The organism is Cnuibacter sp. UC19_7 (genome assembly GCF_042699995.1).
Classification (GTDB): Bacteria; Actinomycetota; Actinomycetes; order Actinomycetales; family Microbacteriaceae; genus Cnuibacter.
Window position 1 is genome coordinate 210,337 of sequence record NZ_CP170560.1, and the last position, 14,873, is coordinate 225,209.

13 protein-coding genes are annotated in these 14,873 nt (G+C 68.3%); 12 read left to right on the plus strand and 1 reads right to left on the minus strand.

Going from position 1 to position 14,873, the window contains the following annotated elements:
• Window positions 1–130 precede the first annotated feature (130 nt).
• The 7 genes from ACFJGV_RS01040 (at window position 131) to ACFJGV_RS01070 (ending at window position 8,845) form a co-directional block, all read left to right on the plus strand.
• Complete coding sequence (locus ACFJGV_RS01040) at window positions 131–766, plus strand: DivIVA domain-containing protein (RefSeq protein ID WP_378146153.1); 636 nt, start codon at window positions 131–133, stop codon at window positions 764–766.
• The gene (gene lspA / locus ACFJGV_RS01045; RefSeq protein WP_378146155.1) at window positions 756–1,316 is read left to right on the plus strand and encodes a signal peptidase II; all 561 of its coding nucleotides are present in this window, start codon (window positions 756–758) and stop codon (window positions 1,314–1,316) included. The genes ACFJGV_RS01040 and lspA overlap by 11 nt, the downstream gene beginning before the upstream one ends.
• 1 nt (window position 1,317) lies before the next feature.
• On the plus strand, window positions 1,318–2,238 hold the full coding sequence (locus ACFJGV_RS01050) for an RluA family pseudouridine synthase (RefSeq protein ID WP_378146157.1): 921 nt from the start codon (window positions 1,318–1,320) through the stop codon (window positions 2,236–2,238).
• Window positions 2,239–2,384: 146 nt separating this feature from the next.
• Complete coding sequence (gene dnaE / locus ACFJGV_RS01055; protein ID WP_378148602.1) at window positions 2,385–5,846, plus strand: DNA polymerase III subunit alpha; 3,462 nt, start codon at window positions 2,385–2,387, stop codon at window positions 5,844–5,846.
• Window positions 5,847–5,956: 110 nt separating this feature from the next.
• Window positions 5,957–7,267: a histidinol dehydrogenase gene (hisD, locus tag ACFJGV_RS01060; RefSeq protein WP_378146159.1), complete on the plus strand. Its 1,311-nt coding sequence runs from the start codon at window positions 5,957–5,959 to the stop codon at window positions 7,265–7,267.
• Between the two features lie 43 nt (window positions 7,268–7,310).
• Complete coding sequence (nrdR, locus tag ACFJGV_RS01065; RefSeq protein WP_378146161.1) at window positions 7,311–7,793, plus strand: transcriptional regulator NrdR; 483 nt, start codon at window positions 7,311–7,313, stop codon at window positions 7,791–7,793.
• 5 nt (window positions 7,794–7,798) lie between these two features.
• Entirely contained in the window at window positions 7,799–8,845 is a 1,047-nt protein-coding gene (locus tag ACFJGV_RS01070) for a quinone-dependent dihydroorotate dehydrogenase (RefSeq protein WP_378146163.1), read from the plus strand.
• A gap of 74 nt (window positions 8,846–8,919) precedes the next feature.
• On the opposite strand, the gene ACFJGV_RS01075 is transcribed toward ACFJGV_RS01070, so the two are convergent.
• The gene (locus ACFJGV_RS01075; protein ID WP_378146165.1) at window positions 8,920–9,495 is read right to left on the minus strand and encodes a DUF3043 domain-containing protein; all 576 of its coding nucleotides are present in this window, start codon (window positions 9,493–9,495) and stop codon (window positions 8,920–8,922) included.
• A 40-nt stretch (window positions 9,496–9,535) separates the two neighbouring features.
• Here ACFJGV_RS01075 and ACFJGV_RS01080 point away from each other — a divergent pair, with 40 nt between their 5' ends.
• From ACFJGV_RS01080 to ACFJGV_RS01100, 5 genes are all read left to right on the plus strand, one after another.
• Window positions 9,536–10,957 carry a dipeptidase gene (locus ACFJGV_RS01080; RefSeq protein ID WP_378146167.1) on the plus strand — a complete coding sequence of 474 codons (1,422 nt, stop codon included), beginning with the start codon at window positions 9,536–9,538 and terminating at the stop codon, window positions 10,955–10,957.
• A gap of 100 nt (window positions 10,958–11,057) precedes the next feature.
• Window positions 11,058–11,423 carry an iron-sulfur cluster insertion protein ErpA gene (gene erpA / locus ACFJGV_RS01085; RefSeq protein ID WP_378146169.1) on the plus strand — a complete coding sequence of 122 codons (366 nt, stop codon included), beginning with the start codon at window positions 11,058–11,060 and terminating at the stop codon, window positions 11,421–11,423.
• 255 nt (window positions 11,424–11,678) lie between these two features.
• Window positions 11,679–12,530: a cytochrome c oxidase subunit II gene (gene coxB / locus ACFJGV_RS01090; protein ID WP_378146171.1), complete on the plus strand. Its 852-nt coding sequence runs from the start codon at window positions 11,679–11,681 to the stop codon at window positions 12,528–12,530.
• A gap of 11 nt (window positions 12,531–12,541) precedes the next feature.
• Window positions 12,542–14,266, plus strand: a complete 1,725-nt coding sequence (gene ctaD, locus ACFJGV_RS01095; RefSeq protein ID WP_085019300.1) for a cytochrome c oxidase subunit I — start codon at window positions 12,542–12,544, stop codon at window positions 14,264–14,266.
• A gap of 4 nt (window positions 14,267–14,270) precedes the next feature.
• Entirely contained in the window at window positions 14,271–14,687 is a 417-nt protein-coding gene (locus ACFJGV_RS01100; RefSeq protein ID WP_378146173.1) for a cytochrome c oxidase subunit 4, read from the plus strand.
• Window positions 14,688–14,873 lie beyond the last annotated feature (186 nt).

Genomic DNA, 14,873 nt, shown 5'->3' on the forward strand with positions numbered 1-14,873 from the left:
CTGGAGCGTCAGCACGGCCCGCAGTCAGGCCGTTCACAAGACGTTTGTCGTGAATGTTGCTACGGTTAGCAACGCGTTATCACTGTCCCGACAGGCAACCCTGTTCGTCAAGTACTGAAGGTGGAAGACCATGGCGTTGACTCCGGAAGATGTCGTCAACAAGCGATTCTCACAGACCAAGTTCCGTGAGGGCTACGACCAGGACGAGGTCGACGACTTCCTCGACGAGGTCGTCGTCGAGCTGCGTCGCCTGACGCAGGAGAACGAGGAGCTCAAGGCCCGCCTCGCCGCTGCGGGCGAGGGCGCCCCCGTCGAGGCTCCTGCCGCCGAGACCGCTCCGGCCCCCGTCGCGGCTCAGGTCGAGACCCCCGCTCCCGTGCCGGCCCCCGTCGCCGCGCCGGCTGCTCCCGCTGCCGAGGCCGACGACGAGTCGGTCAGCACCACCAACCTCCTCCAGCTGGCGCGTCGTCTCCACGACGAGCACGTCAAGGAGGGCGCCGAGAAGCGCGACGCGCTCATCGCCGAGGGTCACGCCACCGCCGCGCGCATCGTGGCCGAGGCCGAGACCAAGCAGCGCAACGAGATGGCTCGCCTCAACCAGGAGAAGGCCGCCGTCGAGCACCGCATCGACGAGCTGCGCACCTTCGAGAAGGACTACCGCTCGGGCCTGAAGTCGTACATCGAGGAGCAGCTCAACGAGCTCACCTCGAAGGACGCCGACAAGAGCCCGGCGCCCTCCTCCAGCTTCAGCGGCTTTGGAGGCTGACGCTTCGAAAGGGCGTCCCCGGGTCCTGATCGTCCTCGTCCTCGTCGCCGCAGGCGCGTTGGCGCTCGATCAGCTCGCGAAGTACCTCGTCGTACAGAACCTCGAATTGGGTGAGGTCGTCCCCGTGGTGGGCGACCTCATCCAATTTCGTTTCGTGAAGAACTCGGGCGCCGCCTTCTCGATCGGAAACGCGTACACCTGGATCTTCTCGATCCTCGCGGCCGCTGTGACGGTGTTCATCATCTGGTTCGCACGGCGCATCCGCTCGTTCGCCTGGGCCGTGGTCTTCGGGCTGCTGCTCGGCGGAACGCTGGGCAACCTGTACGACCGGCTGTTCCGTGAGCCCGGCTTCGGTGTGGGGCACGTCGTCGACTTCATCACCATCCCGCTGCTGCCCGCGATCTTCAACCTCGCCGACGTGGCCATCTGCTGCGCGATGGGGCTGTTCATCATCCTCACGATCCGCGGCGTCGGGCTCGACGGGCGCAAGTCCGGCGAGCGCAAGCACGACGGGTCGGAGTCGGAGCAGCCCGCCGACGAGCAGGTCTGACGTGGAGTCGCGAACCCTGCCGGTGCCCGACGGGCTCGACGGCCAGCGCGTCGACGCCGGGCTGGCGAAGCTGCTCGGATTCTCCCGATCGTTCGCGGCCGAGGTCGCCGACGCCGGGGGAGTGAGCCTCGACGGCCGGACGGTGGGGAAGTCCGATCGACTGCGTCGCGACGGCTGGCTGTCGGTCGAGTGGAGCCCGCGCGAGGAGCCCCGCGTGATCCCCGTCCTGGTGCCCGACCTCGACATCGTGTACGACGACGACGACATCGTCGTGATCGACAAGCCCGTCGGCGTGGCCGCGCATCCGTCGGTCGGCTGGGAGGGCCCCACCGTCCTCGGCGCCCTGGCGGGGGCAGGCTTCCGCATCGCCACGTCGGGCGCTCCTGAACGGGCCGGCATCGTGCATCGACTGGATGCGGGCACCAGCGGCCTCATGGTGGTCGCCAAGTCGGAGACTGCCTACACCTGGCTGAAGCGGGCCTTCCACGACCGCACCGTCGAGAAGATCTACCACGCGCTCGTGCAGGGGCACCCCGACCCCACCGCCGGGACGATCGACGCCCCCATCGGGCGGCACCCGCGGTCCGACTGGAAGTTCGCGGTCGTGGCCGACGGGAAGCCGTCGGTGACGCACTACGAGACCATCGAGGCGTTCCGCGCGGCGACCCTGCTCGAGGTGCACCTGGAGACCGGGCGTACGCACCAGATCCGGGTGCACATGGCCGCCCAGCGGCATCCCTGCGTGGGCGACGCGATGTACGGCGCCGACCCGGTGCTCTCCGAGCGGGTGGGCCTCTCGAGGCAGTGGCTGCACGCCGAGCGGCTGGGCTTCATCCACCCCGCGAGCCGGGAGTACGTCGAGTTCGAGACCGGGTATCCGGCCGACCTGCAGCACGCGCTCGACGTGATCGCGGCGGGCTGAGAGCCCGTCTCGACCGTGGTCGGCGCGGCCCCGACCACGCCGCCGTCGGGGCGTTTAGACTGTTCGAACCGACAACACGAGCCGGAGATCACGTGCCTTCGTCGACCGATTCCTTTGTGCATCTGCACGTCCACAGCGAGTACTCGATGCTCGATGGAGCGGCTCGCGTCAAACCCCTGATCCAGGCCGCCGTCGAGCAGGGCATGCCCGCCGTCGCCGTCACCGACCACGGCAACATGTTCGGCGCTTTCGACTTCTGGAGGACGGCGACCGAGGCCGGCATCAAGCCCATCATCGGCACCGAGGCGTACCTCACCCCGGGCACGCACCGCAGCGACAAGACGCGCATCCGCTGGGGCAACGGCGGGGGAGACGATGTCTCCGGCGCCGGCGCGTACACCCACATGACGCTCCTCTCCGCGAGCACGGAGGGGATGCACAACCTCTTCCGGTTGTCGTCGCTGGCGTCGATCGAGGGCTACTACTTCAAGCCGCGCATGGACCGCGAGCTGCTGTCGCAGTACGGCAAGGGCATCATCGCGACCACGGGTTGCCCGTCGGGCGAGATCCAGACCAGGCTCCGCCTCGGGCAGTACGAGGAGGCCAAGAAGGCCGCGGCAGACTTCCGCGACATCTTCGGCAAGGAGAACTTCTTCTGCGAGATCATGGACCACGGTCTCGAGATCGAACGCCGGATCATGACCGACCTCATCCGGCTCGCCAAGGAGCTCGACCTCCCGCTCGTCGCCACGAACGACCTCCACTACACGCATGCGCACGACGCCAAGAGCCACGCGGCGCTGCTCTGCGTGCAGTCCGGGTCGACGCTGTCCGACCCGAACCGCTTCAAGTTCGACGCCGACGAGTTCTACCTGAAGACCCCGGCCGAGATGCGGTCGCTGTTCCGTGACTATCCGGAGGCGTGCGACAACACGCTGCTCATCGCCGAGCGCTGCGACGTGAAGTTCGACACCAGCGCCAACTACATGCCCCGCTTCCCCGTCCCCGAGGGCGAGACCGAGGCGTCGTGGTTCGACAAGGAGGTCGAGAAGGGCCTCCTCGAGCGCTACCCCGACGGCGTGACCGACGCGGTGCGCAAGCAGGCCGACTACGAGAAGGGCGTCATCACCCAGATGGGCTTCCCGGGGTACTTCCTCGTGGTGGCCGACTTCATCAACTGGTCGAAGCGCAACGGCATCCGCGTCGGCCCCGGCCGCGGTTCGGGCGCCGGATCGATGGCGGCGTACGCCATGAAGATCACCGACCTCGACCCGCTGCAGCACGGCCTCATCTTCGAGCGGTTCCTCAACCCCGACCGCGTCTCCATGCCCGACTTCGACGTCGACTTCGACGAGCGTCGGCGCGGTGAGGTCATCAAGTACGTCACCGAGAAGTACGGCGAGGAGCGCGTCGCCCAGATCGTCACCTACGGCACGATCAAGGCGAAGCAGGCGCTGAAGGACTCCTCTCGAGTGCTCGGCTTCCCGTTCGGCATGGGCGAGAAGCTCACCAAGGCGATGCCGCCCGCGATCATGGGCAAGGACATCCCGCTCTCCGGGATCGTCGACAAGGACCACCCGCGCTACAAGGAGGCCGGCGACGTTCGGGCCATCCTCGAGACCGACCCCGAGGCGCGCACCGTCTTCGACACCGCTCTCGGGATCGAGAACCTGAAGCGGCAGTGGGGTGTCCACGCGGCGGGTGTCATCATGTCGAGCGATCCGCTGATCGACATCATCCCGATCATGAAGCGGGAGCAGGACGGCCAGATCGTCACCCAGTTCGACTATCCGGCCGCGGAGTCGCTCGGCCTGATCAAGATGGACTTCCTGGGTCTCCGCAACCTGACGATCATCGACGACGCGCTCGACAACATCGAGTCGAATCGCGGGTTCCGTCCGGTGCTCGAAGACCTCGCGCTCGACGACCAGAAGGCCTACGAACTCCTGTCCCGAGGCGACACGCTCGGCGTCTTCCAGCTCGACGGCGGGCCCATGCGGTCGCTGCTGAGGTTGATGAAGCCCGACAACTTCGAGGACATCTCCGCGGTCATCGCGCTGTACCGCCCGGGCCCCATGGGCGCGAACTCGCACACCAACTACGCTCTCCGCAAGAACGGCCTGCAGGACATCACGCCGATCCACCCGGAGCTCGAGGAGCCGCTGCGCGACATCCTCGACACCAGCTACGGCCTCATCATCTACCAGGAGCAGGTGATGGCGATCGCGCAGCGGGTCGCCGGGTTCTCCCTCGGACAGGCCGACATCCTCCGCCGCGCGATGGGCAAGAAGAAGAAGTCCGAGCTCGACAAGCAGTACGAGGGCTTCTCCGGCGGCATGATCGCGAACGGGTTCTCCGAGGACGCGATCAAGATGCTGTGGGACATCCTGCTGCCGTTCTCCGACTACGCGTTCAACAAGGCGCACTCCGCCGCCTACGGCGTGCTCTCGTACTGGACGGCGTACCTCAAGGCGCACTACCCGGCCGAGTACATGGCAGCGCTGCTCACCAGCGTGGGCGACGCCAAGGACAAGCTCGCCATGTACCTCAACGAGTGCCGCCGGATGGGGATCAAGGTCCTCCCGCCCGACGTCAACTCCTCGATCGGCTTCTTCGCCGCGGTCGGGTCCGACATCCGGTTCGGCCTGGGAGCCGTCCGCAACGTGGGGATGAACGTGGTCGCCGCGATCCGCGAGGCGCGCGAGAAGAAGGGTGCGTTCGAGTCGTTCGGCGACTTCCTCAAGAAGCTGCCCCTGACCGCGCTCAACAAGCGGACCGTGGAGTCGCTCATCAAGGCCGGCGCGTTCGACTCGCTCGGCGCCACCCGGCGTGCGCTCATCGAAGTGCATGAGGGCATGATCGACGCCGCAGTGGGCGAGAAGCGCGCCGAGGCGAACGGCCAGGTGGGCTTCGACTTCGCCGACCTGTGGGACGAGCCGCAGGCCGAGCACGCGATCCCCGAGCGGCCGGAATGGGCCAAGCGCGACAAGCTGGCCTTCGAGCGCGAGATGCTCGGCCTGTACGTGTCCGACCATCCGCTCGCCGGTCTCGAGCTCGAACTGGCGAAGCAGGCGTCGACGTCGATCCTCGACCTGCTCGAGAGCGAGCACACCCAGGACGGCGACCAGGTCACCGTCGCGGGGCTCATCACGAGCGTGCAGCATCGTGTGGCGCGCAACAGCGGCAACCAGTACGGCATGATCCAGATCGAGGACTTCGCGGGCGAGATCACCGCGATGTTCATGGGCAAGGCGTACCAGGAGTTCGGTCCCGCGCTCACGGCCGACACGATCGTGGTCGTCCGCGGTCGAGTGAGCATGCGCGACGACGGCATGAACCTGCACGCGTACAGCCTGTTCCAGCCCAACCTCGGCGAGCGCGGGTCGAGTGGCCCGCTGCAGATCTCGATGTCGGAGGCGAGGGCGACGACCGAGACCGTCCAGGCGCTCGGCGACGTCCTCATCCGCCACGCCGGCGACACCGAGGTGCGGCTGAAGCTCGTGAAGGCCGACAACGTGCGGGTGTTCGAGGTGCCGTACCCCGTCTCGGTGACCGCCGACCTCTTCGGCGAGCTGAAGTCGCTGCTCGGCCCCCACTGCCTCACCTGACGCCCCCCTGATCCGTCACTTTCGGCTAGTGCGGCACGCTCGCACCAGCCGAAAGTGACGGATCAGGGAGGGGAGGGGCTGCTCAGGCGGGCGGACTAGGCTTGGATGCCGTGATCCGCATCATCGACCTCCGTGGCCAGACGCCCTCCCGCAGCGATCTCGCCCGGCTCGTGCCGCGCGCCGCGACCGACGTGTCGGCCGCGCACGCCGCCGCTGCCGAGCTGGTCGAGGAGGTGCGGTCCGACGGGCTGACCGCCCTGCAGCGGCAGGCGGAGCGGTTCGACGGCGTGGTGCCCGGCTCGGTGCGTGTGCCCGAGGAGGACATCCGGGCCGCGGTCGCCGCGCTCGAGCCCCAGGTGCGGGTGGCGCTCGACGAGGCCATCGCCCGTGTCCGCCGCGCGACGGCCGCGCAGGTGCCTCCGCCGGCCCGCACCGAGCTCGGCGAGGGCGCCGTCGTCGAGCAGCGCTGGCAGCCGGTCGAGCGCGTGGGCCTCTACGTGCCCGGCGGCAAGGCCGTGTACCCGTCGAGCGTCGTCATGAACGTCGTCCCCGCGCAGACGGCGGGCGTGGGCAGCATCGCACTCGCGTCGCCGCCGCAGCGCGACTTCGGCGGTCAGGTGCACCCGACGATCCTCGGTGCCGCGGGGCTCCTCGGCATCGACGAGGTGTACGCCATGGGCGGCGCCGGCGCGATCGGTGCGCTGGCCCACGGCGTGGCCGAGATCGGTCTCGAGCCCGTGCAGGTCATCACCGGTCCGGGCAACGTCTACGTCGCCGCGGCGAAGCGCGTCGTGCGCGGCACCGCGGGCATCGACTCCGAGGCCGGGCCCACCGAGATCCTCGTCATCGCCGACGGCACGGCCGACGCCGGCTTCGTCGCCGCCGACCTCGTCAGCCAGGCCGAGCACGACGAGCTCGCGGCCGCGGTGCTCGTCACCGACTCCGCCGAGCTCGCCGACCGTGTCATCGACGAGCTCCGCACGGCGGCCGCCGGGACCACCCACGCGGAGCGCGTCGGCATCGCGCTCGGCGGCCCGCAGTCGGCGATCATCCTCGTCGACGACCTGGCCACCGCCGCGACCGTGAGCGACGCCTACGGTCCCGAGCACCTCGAGATCCAGACCGCCGATCCGGATGCGACGCTCGCGTCGATCCACAACGCCGGCGCGATCTTCCTCGGCGCCTACTCCCCGGTGAGCCTCGGCGACTACCTCGCGGGGTCGAACCACGTGCTCCCCACCGGCGGGCAGTCCCGGTTCTCGTCGGGTCTGGGCGCCTACACGTTCCTGCGGCCCCAGCAGGTGGTGCGTTACGACCGCGAGGCGCTCGAGACCGTCGCCGGCGACATCCGCTCCCTGTCCGATGCCGAGAACCTGCCCGCGCACGGCGACGCCGTAGCGGCCCGCTTCGCCCAGGGCTGAGCCCGACCGAGCGGGTTCCGCCACCCGATAGCCTGGAGGTGTCATGTACTGCCCCTACTGCCGCCATCCCGATTCGCGCGTCGTCGACTCCCGCACGACCGACGACGGCCAGGCCATCCGACGCCGTCGCCAGTGCCCCGAGTGCGGTCGCCGCTTCAGCACGACCGAGACCGCCAGCCTCGGCGTGATCAAGCGCTCCGGCGTGGTCGAGCCCTTCTCGCGCGAGAAGATCGTCAGCGGCGTGCGCAAGGCCTGCCAGGGCCGGCCGGTCACCGACGCCGACCTGGCCGTGCTCGCCCAGCGGGTCGAGGAGATCGTGCGCCAGAGCGGCGCCGCCCAGATCGACGCCAACGACATCGGCCTGGCCATCCTGCAGCCCCTCCGCGAGCTCGACGAGGTGGCCTACCTGCGCTTCGCGAGCGTGTACCAGGGCTTCGACACCCTCGACGACTTCGAGGCCGCGATCACCCTGCTGCGTGCCGAGCACGCCGACCGCCCCGAGCGCTCCGCCGGTCTCGCCGAGTAGCGCCCGTGTACGAGCTGCTGTTCCGCACCGTCCTGACGAGGATGGACCCGGAGGACGCCCATCACCTCGCGATGCGGGTCATCCGCGCCATCCCGCGGCTGCGGCTCGACCGTCTGGTGCACCGATTCACCTCGGCCGACGTCGACCTGTCGGTCAAGGCCCTGGGGCTCACCTTCCCCACGCCGTTCGGCGTGGCTGCCGGCTTCGACAAAGACGGGACGGCCATCGACGGCCTCGCCGCGCTCGGCTTCGGTCACGTCGAGGTCGGCACGATCACGGCTCGCCCTCAGCCCGGCAACGACCGCCCGCGCCTGTTCCGGCTCATCCCCGATCGCGCGGTCATCAACCGGATGGGGTTCAACAACCGTGGCGCCGCCGCAGCGTCCCTGAGGCTGGCACGCACCAAGCACAGCGGGGCAGGCCGCGCGATCATCGGTGTGAACATCGGCAAGAGCCGGGTGGTCTCGGTCGACGACGCCGTCGCCGACTACGTGCAGAGCGCTCGGGCTCTGGCGCCCATCGCCGACTACCTCGTGGTCAACGTCTCCTCGCCCAACACGCCGGGCCTGCGCGGCCTGCAGGAGCTCGACCTCCTGGCGCCGCTGCTCGAGGCGGTCAAGGCGGAGGCACGGAGCACACCCCTCCTGGTCAAGATCGCGCCCGATCTCACCGACGAGCAGATCGACCGGATCGCCGGCCTCGCCGTCTCGCTCGGTCTCGACGGCATCATCGCCACCAACACGACGCTGTCGCGTGAAGGCTTGCGGACACCGGCCTCCCGCGTCGAGGCGATCGGAGCCGGCGGACTCTCCGGCGCTCCGCTGGCCGAGCGCTCCCTCGCGGTGCTGAAGCGCATCCGCACGGTCGTGCCGCGCGAGTTCTGCGTGATCTCGGTCGGCGGCGTCGACACGGCGTACGACGTCGAGCAGCGTCTGCGCGCCGGGGCCACCCTGGTGCAGGGCTACACCGCGTTCCTCTACCGGGGCCCGCTGTGGGCGAAGCAGATCAACGTCGGTCTCGCGCGTCTGGCGCGCACCCGCACGGAGAAGTAGCGCTCTCGCTGCCTCGTCGACCTCTCGCGTGGTCAGTGGCCCCGCGAAAGGTCAGGAAGGCAGCGAGACCAGGATCAGCTCGGGTAGTCGCCGCGCTTGACCTGCGGCTTCGGCAGGCGCAGTCGGCGGAACTGCAGCGCGCGCATGGTCGCGTACCAGCGCAGGCCGCGCTCGACCTTGTCGGCGCCGAACTTCTCGCGCACGGCTCGCATGACGCGCCAGCCGAGGAAGAGGCAGTCGAGGATCACGATGCCGATGAAGGCGTAGAGCGCCAGCATCGTGTACGCCTGGAGGTCGGGGATCGGCACGATCGTCGCGATGAGCACGAGGAACATGACGGGGATGAGGAACTCGCCCAGGCTCCAACGCGCGTCGACCCAGTCGCGCACGAACCTGCGCTGAGGGCCGCGGTCGCGGACGGGCATGTACTTCTCTTCGCCGTTGGCCATGCCCACGCGGGCCCGGTCGCGCAGCTCCTGCTGCTTGCGGCGGGCCTCCTTCGCGGCCTCCTTGCGGTCGCCCGGAACGAGCGGGCGCTTGTTGGCGGCCTCGCGCTCCTTGCGGCTCGGGGTCGCGTGACCCTTGCCCGAGCCCGGCGTCTCTGCCGGGGTCTCGATCGTCTCGTCGACGGTCGTCTTCGTCTTAGCCACTTCGAATCCTCGTCCTGTGCGGTCTCTTAAGATTACCCGCATGACACTGAGCACTCCCAGGAAGGATCCCGCGGCGCTGTCCGAGGGCGAGAAGGCGGTCGTCGAGGCCGTGCAGGCGGCGCTGCCGCAGAGCATCGCCGACCTCGGCGGGCTGGTGCGCATCCCGTCGGTCTCGTGGTCCGCGTTCGACCCGGCCGAGGTGCAGCGCAGCGCCGAGGCCGTCGTCGGGCTGCTGTCCGGGACGGGCTTCTTCGAGAGCGTCGACATCCTGCGCGCCCCCACGCCGTCCGGCGAGCTGGGGCAGCCCGCGGTGCTCGCGACACGCCCCGCGCGCGGCGACGCTCCCACCGTGCTGCTCTACGCCCACCACGACGTGCAGCCGCCCGGACGTGACGAGGACTGGGACACGCCGCCCTTCGAGCCCACCGTCCGCGGCGACCGCCTGTACGGCAGGGGAGCGGCCGACGACAAGGCGGGCGTCATGGCCCACGTGGCGGCCGTCCGGGCGTTCGTCGAGACCGGCGGCACCGAGTCCGACCTCGGCGTGGTCGTCTTCATCGAGGGGGAGGAGGAGTTCGGATCGGCCTCCTTCGGCGCCTTCCTCGAGCAGAACCGCGACCGGCTCGCCGCCGATGTCATCGTGGTCGCCGACTCCGACAACTGGGACACGTCCACGCCGTCGCTCACCGTGAGCCTCCGCGGCAACGTGACATTCCGGCTCACGGTCTCCACTCTCGGCCACGCCTCGCACTCGGGCATGTACGGGGGAGCGGCGCCCGACGCCATGCTCGCCGCCGCCCGGCTGATCGACTCGTTCTACGACGCCGACGGTGCCGTCGCGGTCGAGGGCCTCACCGCGCATCCGATGGAGGTGCCCGAACTGTCGGAGGAGCACTTCAGCACCGATGCCGCGCTGCTCGATGGCGTGACCCCGGTCGGGACCGGGCCCGTGCTCGAGCGGCTCTGGGCCAAGCCCGCGCTCACCGTCACGGGCATCGACGCCCCGGATGTGGTCAACGCGTCGAACACGCTGCTCCCGTCGGTCTCCATCCGGGTCAGCTGCCGCGTCGCCCCTGGCCAGGACGCCCAGGACGCCTTCGAGGCGCTCGCCGCCCACATCCGCTCGCACGCCCCGTTCGGCGCGCACACCGAGATCACCGAGGTGAGCACCGGCCAGCCCTTCCTCGTCGACACGTCCGGCTGGGCCGTGGCCCTCGCCGAGCAGACGATGGCGGATGCGTGGGGCGCCTCGCCCAAGGAGGTGGGTGTGGGCGGGTCGATCCCCTTCATCGCCGACCTCGTGCGCGCGTTCCCCGAGGCACAGATCCTCGTGACCGGCGTCGAGGACCCCGACACCAGGGCGCACAGCCCCAACGAGTCGCTGCACCTCGGCGTGTTCAAGCGGGCGATCACCACCGAGGCGCTCCTGCTGCATCGCCTCGCCGCCGGCGCCCGCGGATGAGCGGGCGTGCGGACCGCGTCCGCGAGTCGGGAATGATCCGGCGGACACCCGGGTTCACAGGTTTAGACTTCATCTACGTTTCGACCGGAAGGACGTCCCGATGAGCGACACGACCCTCACCACCGACGTGGCCGCGCCCGCCCACGCCGTGCAGTTGACCAAGACCGCCGGCGACAAGGTGCGCAGCCTCCTCGAGCAGGAGGGGCGCGACGACCTGCGCCTCCGGGTGGCCGTCCAGCCCGGTGGCTGCTCGGGCCTCATCTACCAGCTCTACTTCGACGAGCGGATGCTCGACGGCGACGGAGTGGTCGACTTCGACGGCGTCGAGGTCGTCGTCGACAAGATGAGCGTCCCCTACCTCGAGGGCGCGACCATCGACTTCGAGGACACCATCCAGAAGCAGGGCTTCACCATCGACAACCCCAATGCCTCGGGGTCGTGCGCCTGCGGCGACTCGTTCCACTGAGCGAACTTTATCTTCGACGAGAGGCCGTCTCCTTCGGGAGGCGGCCTTTCCGCATCCTGGCGCGGAACCGCGGGCATCTGCGCAGGGTCGGCGGCGATCGCGGACTGTAGCACCCGCGTGGCCGTGACTGCGACCCCTTCGACGAACCAGTAGGCTTGTCGGAGGTCACATACACTTCTGGTGTAGCTTCCCGAAAGGTCACTGGTGCGCTCGAAACGACGTCTCAGATGGGCTGCGATCCCGGTTGCAGCGGTCATGGCGTTCATCCTTGCCGGATGTACGCAGGAGCAGATGCAGGGATGGCTGCCGACTGAGCCGGGGACGACGAACAACGTCGACCGCGTCATCGGCCTCTGGGTGACCTCGTGGATCGTCCTGCTCGTCGTGGGTGTCGTCACGTGGGGCCTCACCATCTGGGCGATCGTGGTCTACCGGCGTCGCAAGGGCCAGACCGGCCTCCCGACGCAGCTCCGCTACAACATGCCGATCGAGATCTTCTACACGATCGTGCCGCTCATCCTGGTGCTCGGCTTCTTCGCCTTCACCGCGCAGGACCAGAGCGCCATCGAGGCGAAGTACGACAACCCGGATGAGGTCATCCAGGTCTACGGCAAGCAGTGGGCGTGGGACTTCAACTACATCAGCCAGGACGCCTACTCGCCCGGCATCCAGGGCCAGCCGAATCCCGACGACGCGAACGGATCGCTCGTCGAGTCCGAGATCCCGACCCTGTACCTGCCCGTGGGCAAGAAGATCGAGATCCAGCTCGACTCGCGCGACGTCATCCACTCCTTCTGGGTGATCGACTTCCTCTACAAGAAGGACATGCTGCCGGGCAAGACGAACTACATGTACGTCACCCCCGAGCGTGAGGGCACCTTCGCCGGCAAGTGCGCCGAGCTCTGCGGCGAGTACCACTCGATGATGCTCTTCAACGTGAAGGTCGTCTCGCAGCAGGAGTACGACGACTACATCCAGTCGCTGAAGGACGCCGGCCAGTCCGGGATCCTCGGGCCGGAGTACAACCGCAACGACAACCTCCCCGGGATCGGTACGCCGGCGAAGGAAGAGACCCCCGAGGCCGCTGCGGTCTCGAACGCAGGATAGGAGCGGCAGCAGTGACTGCGACAGTAGCCGTATCTCCGGCGGGCGTCAGCGCCCGCCCGGGCCGCGAACGCAAGGGCGGCGTCGTGGTGCGGTGGATCACCACCACCGACCACAAGACCATCGGGTACCTGTACCTGATCACCTCGTTCCTGTTCTTCTGCCTCGGCGGTGTGATGGCCCTGGTCATCCGCGCCCAGCTGTTCGAGCCGGGCCTCGAGCTGGTGGCCACGAAGGACCAGTACAACCAGCTCTTCACGATGCACGGCACGATCATGCTGCTGATGTTCGCGACCCCGCTGTTCGCGGGCTTCGCCAACGTGATCATGCCGCTGCAGATCGGCGCACCCGACGTCGCGTTCCCGCGACTGAACGCGCTGGCCTTCTGGTTCTTCTCGTTCGGATCGCTGATCGCGGTCGCCGGATTCCTCACCCCGCAGGGTGCCGCGTCGTTCGGATGGTTCGCCTACGCGCCTCTGTCGTCGACGACGTTCACACCGGGCGATGGAGGAAACCTCTGGGTGTTCGGCCTGGGCCTCAGCGGCTTCGGCACGATCCTCGGCGCGGTGAACTTCATCACCACGATCATCACGATGCGTGCCCCCGGCATGACCATGTTCCGCATGCCGATCTTCACCTGGAACATCCTGGTGACGTCGATCCTCGTGCTCATGGCGTTCCCCGTGCTGGCCGCCGCGCTCTTCGCGCTGGGCGCCGACCGCGTCTTCGGCGCGCACATCTACGATGCGGCGAACGGCGGTGTGCTCCTCTGGCAGCATCTGTTCTGGTTCTTCGGCCATCCCGAGGTGTACATCATCGCGCTGCCGTTCTTCGGCATCGTCTCCGAGGTGTTCCCGGTCTTCAGCCGCAAGCCGATCTTCGGGTACAAGACCCTCATCTACGCGACCATCTCGATCGCGGCGCTCTCCGTCACCGTGTGGGCTCACCACATGTACGTGACCGGCTCGGTGCTGCTGCCGTGGTTCGCGCTCATGACGATGCTCATCGCGGTGCCGACGGGTGTGAAGATCTTCAACTGGATCGGCACCATGTGGCGCGGGTCGGTGACGTTCGAGACACCCATGATCTGGGCGATCGGCTTCCTCATCACGTTCACGTTCGGTGGTCTCACCGGTGTGATCCTGGCGTCGCCGCCGCTCGACTTCCATGTCTCCGACACCTACTTCGTCGTGGCGCACTTCCACTACGTGGTGTTCGGGACGGTCGTGTTCGCGATGTTCTCGGGCTTCTACTTCTGGTGGCCGAAGTGGACCGGCAAGATGCTCAACGAGCGCCTGGGCCACTGGCACTTCTGGCTGCTGTTCATCGGCTTCCACACGACGTTCCTCATCCAGCACTGGCTGGGCGTCATCGGCATGCCGCGTCGTTACGCGACGTACCAGCCGGAGGACGGGTTCACCTGGATGAACCAGCTCTCGACCATCGGCGCGTTCATCCTCGCTGTGTCGCTGATCCCGTTCTTCCTGAACGTGTACATCACCGCACGCCGTGCACCGAAGGTCACCGTGAACGACCCGTGGGGCTACGGCCGCTCGCTCGAGTGGGCGACGTCCTGCCCGCCGCCGCGGCACAACTTCACGTCGATCCCGCGCATCCGTTCGGAGTCGCCGGCGTTCGACCTCAACCACCCCGAGGCCGGCATCCCGGTCGGCGTGGGCCCGGCGAAGGACGCCCCCGACGCCCCGACCTACGACATCGCGAAAGGCGAGGTGAAGTAGCGCCATGCGCGTCAACACCAACCTCTTCTGGATCCTCACGGTCTTCATGATCCTGGCGGGATCGGTCTACACCGGCTGGTCGCTCCTCGAGACGAACGCGGTCGAGTGGGTCGGCACGGTCGCGATCTTCCTGACCGGCATCCTCTCCGCGTTCCTCGCGTTCTACCTGCGCCTGGTGCACCGTTCGCAGGGCACCGAGCTGCCGGAGGACCGTCTCGACGCCAACATCGACGACGGCGACCCCGAGGTCGGCTTCTTCAGCCCCTGGAGCTGGTGGCCGCTCGTGCTCGGGTTCTCCTGCGCGATGCTCGTGCTCGGCCTTGCGGTCGGCGTGTGGATCGCCTTCATCGGTGTGGTCGTGCTGATCGTCGCGATCGTCGGCTGGACCTTCGAGTACTACCGCGGGTACTTCGCCCGCTGAGCTTCCGCGCTCGCGCCTCAGGGCCCTCACGCTTCGCGTGGGGGTCCTTTGCGTTGTGTGCGCGTGTGCGCGTGCGGTCGTCGCGTGCCGTTTTCAGGACGTACGTCGCTTCTCAGGGTGATCCGTCCTGAGTAGGGGCGGATGCGCGTCCTGCTCCTGAATAAGGGCGATGACAGGGGAGTTGGA